This window comes from Syntrophorhabdaceae bacterium (assembly GCA_028713955.1).
GTDB lineage: Bacteria > Desulfobacterota > Syntrophorhabdia > Syntrophorhabdales > Syntrophorhabdaceae > UBA5609.
This window is the reverse complement of sequence record JAQTNJ010000247.1, coordinates 1-4,637: the sequence shown is the minus strand read 5'-3', so window position 1 is coordinate 4,637 and position 4,637 is coordinate 1. Positions and strand designations below refer to the sequence as shown.

Genomic DNA, 4,637 nt, shown 5'->3' with positions numbered 1-4,637 from the left:
TCTGTTCATGCCCATATTACGCTCGGGTTAAAAGACGGCACAGCGAAAGGCGGTCACCTTCTTGAAGGAACTATTATCTTTGCTTCGGAATTATTCGGTATTGCCCTTGATGGTCAGAGACTTGAGAGGCGCTTCGATGACATCACAGGCTTAAAACTCTGGAGTTCTTGAAAAAATCCATATTGAGAAAGCTCTTCAGGGCCAAAACCGCCTTCCCTCTATGGCTTAACCTGTTTTTTTCTTCCGTATTCAGTTCTGCGGCGTATTTCCCTATTGCCGGGATATAGAAGACGGGATCGAATCCGAAACCACTATCCCCGTGCCGCTCGAAACCGATTGTGCCATGGACGTCCCCGTAGAAGACATAGCACCTCTCCTTGTCGGGCATGTAGAGGGCAAGGTATGCCTTGAAGACAGCCTGCCTCTTTTCCCACGGCACACCTTCCAGCTCGTTAAGCAGTTTTGATATCCTGTCTGCGTCGTCTTTGCCGTAGCGTGAGGAATAGATCCCGGGCCTCCCGTCAAGGGCCTCAACTTCGAGACCGGAATCGTCAGCGATAGTATGCAATCCGAACCGGTCACCTGCCTTCCGCGCCTTTTTCATGGCGTTTTCTATATAGAGGGGGCTGTCCTCACTCACCACGATCTTTTCACTGAAATCTCTCAGGGAGTAAAAGGTATCAAACTCGCTGCCAAGAAGCGCTTTGATCTCGTGGAACTTGCCGGTGTTCTCCGTTGCTATAACGACTTCTCTCATACCGGGAAATGTGGACCCAATGCTATCTTCTGGATCCGCGTGATCTCTCCGATCCCTTTATGCGCATACTGATACATGAGGTCAAACTGTTCCTTTGTGAAAGGTGTTTTTTCGGCAGTCCCCTGGACCTCAATGAGGAGCCCTCTGCCGGTCATTACAAAATTCATATCCACTTCTGCTTTTGAATCCTCTTCATATGAAAGGTCTGTGACCACCTGCCCGTTGACGATGCCAACACTAACGGCAGCAACGGAGTCACGGAGCGGGATCTTTTCAAGTATGCCCCTTTTTTTCATGTTCCACAACGCCTCGACAAGGGCTGCATAACCGCCCGTTATGCTCGCCGTTCTTGTCCCGCCATCAGCCTGAATGACATCGCAATCGACCCAGATCGTTCTCTCACCAATAATGTCAAGGTTCACGACAGCCCGCAATGCCCTTCCGATGAGCCTCTGGATCTCGTGTGTCCTTCCGCCGACCCTCCCTGTCACAGCCTCCCTTACCGACCGTACGTGTGTGGAGCGCGGCAGCATTGAATATTCGGCCGTAAGCCAGCCTTTACCGCTATTTTTTAAAAACTGGGGCACCTTCTCTTCAACACTTACCCCGCAGATCACCTTTGTAGCCCCCATCTCTACAAGGACCGAGCCCTCGGGGTACCGCAAGAAACTCTTTTCAATCTTTATGTCACGTATCTTGTCGTTTGTCCGTCCGTTATCTCTCATTCTTAACACCTCTTTTTGTATATTTCTGAAGACCTTCGTGCAATCGATCGAACATCTCTCCCATCTTGTCTTTTGGGGATTCCAATCTCAGGAATATACCCGGCATATCAATACCCAGCAGCATAAAGAGGGGTAACTTTTTTATCTTTTTATTGAATGGAGCGGCTATCATGGTAGCCAATTCCATGGAATTATTGATATGGATCGCCGGTACTTCATCGATGTTCGGAATAGTTCCTTTCCCTCGTTTGGCGTTTGTGGCAGCAACAAAGACACTGCTTGTTCCTCCCACAACCAGGTCGATCGCCAGAAAGACTGTACCATTTGACCTGTTGATCTTGTTGACATTCTCAATGTGCTTATCGAGGTTATCTGCGCCATCATAGTAACTCATGTTGTAGCCCTTTGCACTAAAATATTTTCCGAACATGTTCCATGCGGTCTGGTCTCTCTCTCCCATACGGTAGATCACGAACTGCTCGTCCGCATAGGAGTATGAAAACGAAAAGAGACAAATGACAACAATAAGAAAGTATTTCATCCGAGACTACCTATGACCTGTCCCCTGACCTCTTTCCTCGTCCTCTCGCTCAGGGCGATGACGTCTTTCATGTTGCAGGCTTCCCTTCTGAATATCCAGGCGGTTTCGCTCACTCTCCCCTCCCGGATCGCGTCCTTCCCGTTATTGCAGAAGTCCGTTGCCATATCCCTGAGAACGGCGGCATCTTCGCTGACAACAATATATTCCGCCGACCGGACTGCATAATTATTTCCATTGAAGCTGACCGAAAGTCCTCCATTGTCCTTCACGAGCCCGAAGGCGTCAACATCGGTGATGCTGTCCCCGACGTAGAGAACGTCCTTCAGGGGAACCCCTGTCTGCTTCACGATCCGGAGGATTGCCTCTGCCTTTCCTCTGCCTCCTATCGGGTCGACGTCCTTCATCCATTGATAAACCGGGAGCGAAGGCAGCCGGTCGAAAAAAAATACTTTTAATGCGTCTATGGCGCGCCGCGAATCGGGGGTTACCTTGTTATTATCATCCCATGTGATAGGAGGGAGCTTGAGGAATTTCTCGTGATAGTCCGAGATAATCTTCTTCTCGTCCTCATCCATGCTGTAGCCGTCAAAAGAGACCTTTGTACAGAACATGTTTGCCATGTTCAGGCCCAGGTACTGGCAAACCTCTTTTATGTAATGGATATAGCTTGTGCTCACCACGTAGACCGGCATCAATCCGTTGACAGCCTGCAAGGTTTCCCGGATGTTGTTTACAACGGTTATGTTTTGACCTGAAAACCCCTGTACTTCCCTGTCGGTAACGTCGGCCGCTTTCAGGAAAGGGAGGATAAACCTCAGGGTGCTTCCGTATCTGTACCCTTCGACCTTCTCGATATCGCCGAGATAGTCGTCAAACTTGCTCAGGAGGCTGAAGAGCCTCCCGCCTTCCCGCAGAAAGGCGTCGGCTATCTCGTAGGCATTATCATTCCTGGACACGGGCCCTTCACAATCCGTGATATATATCGTTTTTCTCATCCTCTATCTCCGTACTATGCTCTCCGTGCCGCGCTCTTTAGCTCACCTGCATTGAAATGCGGCGCAGACTATCTCCGTTATATCGACACCACCCGTTAATTCCTTGCCCTCGGAATAAACCTTCTTATTGTCTATTGCTATCTCACCTTTCGAGAGCAGGGACAGGGTATGGATAATGAGGGGGATCTCTATGGCGAACTCCTGGTCCCTCATAATCTTGAAGAGCCTGTCCCTTGAGGTTGCGTCCCCCCTGAAGGCGTTGTCGTAAAGCGTATCTATCTCGTGACCCTCAAGGGCGAGCCTGACAAAGCTTACCGGCGCACCTTCATCGAGGGACGCATCGACCATGTGGATCATTGCGCCGAAGGTCCTCTCCCCGTCCTCTATGGTATTCCTGATGACGTCCTCCCATTTGCCTTTGTATGCATTCGGCAGGGAAGGGTGGAGATTGATGACTATGTACGGCTCAAAGAGCACCTGCGAAACGATTAGCATGTAACCTGCAAGGAATATGATGTCAAAGTCATATTGTTCGATCCTTGACTTTATCTCGCTGTCGAAGAGCTCCCGCCCTTCGCTGAGTTTCAGGCCCCGCTCGTCGAGAAAGCGTTTCGTGCTGAAAAGCTCAACAGGAATCTTCTTTTCCTCTGCATAGGCGATGATCTCATCAGAAACAGGCGATTCCCCTCTGTCCCTGTTCATGAATACAAGGGTTATCTCACCGTCAATGGCCTTCTTCTCAATAGCGTCATTGACGTCTTTCAACAAGGTCAGCGCCTCTTTATCCCTGCCTGTCGTGAACCAACATATCTTCATACAAGCCCCCGTTGTTTCTTTATCGCGTACTATTACCGGGGCTTGCGTCGCCCCCTCCACGAACAAAGTCCGTGGAGCCTCCCCCTCTCGCTCGTGAACTCGCTACAAAATAAATTTTTACCGGGGCTCGCGTCGCCCCCTCCACGCGACCCACCCACCGGGTGGGTGCCCCGCCCCGGTCCGTGGAGCCTCCCCCTCTCGCTCGCCGTGCTCACAGTATAGATTCCAACAAGCGACGCAAGGCAAACAGAGGACCACGCTTTCAAGCGTGGGAGAATGCGTTTGTCATGCACGCGAAGCGTGTATATTTTAGCACCACGGGCTTGCCCGTGGGAATCTATGCGTGGTCATTATGAGGGACTTTGGCCCCTTTTTCCTTCGCGGCAAGGAATTCCTCTATCGTCTTTGCGTCGGGGTAGGCATCCCTGCCGAACCTGGTGGCGCTTATCGATGCTGCCTTGACGGCGACCTCCAGCGCCCTGACCGGGTCCTCACCCTGCATATAGAGACCCAGGAAAACGCCGTCGAGGACATCACCGGCGCCGGTATTATCAACAACGTGGACCTTCTCGCCCTGAGAGTTCACATTTATGTCTTTTGTACAGAGGGATGCGCCGTCCTTCCCCTTTTTTATAACTACGATGCTGACCATTTCCAGCGCCTTTTGGACGGCCTGGTCCATATCATCGCCGAAGAGCATCCGTATCTCTTTCTCTGTTGTGAAGAGTATCTCGGCGCCATCGATAAGGGGGTGTATCTTTTTCCCCATTGCCGCATATATCTCCCCGGGGTCTATACTGAAG

6 protein-coding genes are annotated in these 4,637 nt (G+C 50.9%); all 6 read right to left on the bottom strand.

Going from position 1 to position 4,637, the window contains the following annotated elements; translation table 11 throughout:
- Nucleotides 1-142: 142 nt before the first annotated feature.
- Nucleotides 143-757, bottom strand: coding sequence for an RdgB/HAM1 family non-canonical purine NTP pyrophosphatase (gene rdgB, locus PHU49_14960; GenBank protein MDD5245307.1), 615 nt, complete (start codon nucleotides 755-757; stop codon nucleotides 143-145).
- Nucleotides 754-1,482 (bottom strand): ribonuclease PH, encoded by a 729-nt coding sequence (gene rph / locus PHU49_14955; GenBank protein ID MDD5245306.1) that lies wholly within the window; start codon nucleotides 1,480-1,482, stop codon nucleotides 754-756. Before rph ends, rdgB begins: the two co-directional genes overlap by 4 nt.
- The gene (locus tag PHU49_14950; GenBank protein ID MDD5245305.1) at nucleotides 1,472-2,023 is read right to left on the bottom strand and encodes a hypothetical protein; all 552 of its coding nucleotides are present in this window, start codon (nucleotides 2,021-2,023) and stop codon (nucleotides 1,472-1,474) included. The genes rph and PHU49_14950 overlap by 11 nt, the downstream gene beginning before the upstream one ends.
- A complete protein-coding gene (locus PHU49_14945; GenBank protein MDD5245304.1) occupies nucleotides 2,020-3,018 on the bottom strand; it encodes a hypothetical protein in 999 nt (332 codons plus the stop codon). The genes PHU49_14950 and PHU49_14945 overlap by 4 nt, the downstream gene beginning before the upstream one ends.
- A gap of 42 nt (nucleotides 3,019-3,060) precedes the next feature.
- Complete coding sequence (locus tag PHU49_14940) at nucleotides 3,061-3,834, bottom strand: formyltransferase family protein (GenBank protein MDD5245303.1); 774 nt, start codon at nucleotides 3,832-3,834, stop codon at nucleotides 3,061-3,063.
- A gap of 337 nt (nucleotides 3,835-4,171) precedes the next feature.
- On the bottom strand, nucleotides 4,172-4,637 hold a 466-nt coding region (locus tag PHU49_14935; GenBank protein MDD5245302.1), incomplete at its 5' end, for a carbohydrate kinase family protein.

What these genes read in the sequence shown, in the direction of transcription:
- rdgB (MDD5245307.1), bottom strand. Translation starts at nt 757, where the DNA reads ATGAGAGAAGTCGTTATAGCAACGGAGAACACCGGCAAGTTCCACGAG.
- rph (MDD5245306.1), bottom strand. Translation starts at nt 1,482, where the DNA reads ATGAGAGATAACGGACGGACAAACGACAAGATACGTGACATAAAGATT.
- PHU49_14950 (MDD5245305.1), bottom strand. Translation starts at nt 2,023, where the DNA reads ATGAAATACTTTCTTATTGTTGTCATTTGTCTCTTTTCGTTTTCATAC.
- PHU49_14945 (MDD5245304.1), bottom strand. Translation starts at nt 3,018, where the DNA reads ATGAGAAAAACGATATATATCACGGATTGTGAAGGGCCCGTGTCCAGG.
- PHU49_14940 (MDD5245303.1), bottom strand. Translation starts at nt 3,834, where the DNA reads ATGAAGATATGTTGGTTCACGACAGGCAGGGATAAAGAGGCGCTGACC.